The sequence below is a fragment of the Enterobacter sp. ZOR0014 genome, from assembly GCF_000798855.1.
In the GTDB taxonomy this organism is placed as follows: domain Bacteria; phylum Pseudomonadota; class Gammaproteobacteria; order Enterobacterales; family Enterobacteriaceae; genus Enterobacter; species Enterobacter kobei.
Window position 1 is genome coordinate 1 of record NZ_JTLF01000184.1, and the last position, 331, is coordinate 331.

The window sequence follows — 331 nt, forward strand, 5'->3', positions numbered from 1 at the left end:
GAACATAGATTGGTTACGATAGTCCATTACAGGCAAGTATTCAATGTGCTCCAAGCCCTCAATAGTCATACCAACCTTAACCCATGCTGTGCGACCGTCTGTGTGATAATTTAACCCTTGTTCATTTTCATAAACTTTACTGTTAGCTTCAGGATATACTTTTTTAACTTCAGACCATGCATATGCCCAACTAAGATAATCTAAATTATTCTTTTTGCTTTTCTTATCATTTACATTAATAACGCTTAGTTCTTCAAATACACTCATTCGATAACCTCTTCTCTCCAACCTTGGCTTTTAAGCTCTGAGGCTTTTGTCAAATCAGATGTTC

General features: G+C 36.0%; 1 protein-coding gene. It reads right to left on the reverse strand.

Annotation, left to right across the window (positions count from 1 at the left end; genetic code table 11):
• Nucleotides 1–267: Sak single strand annealing protein (locus L977_RS09755; RefSeq protein ID WP_156118164.1), on the reverse strand; the 267-nt coding region annotated here is incomplete at its 3' end.
• Between the last annotated feature and the right edge of the window lie 64 nt (nt 268–331).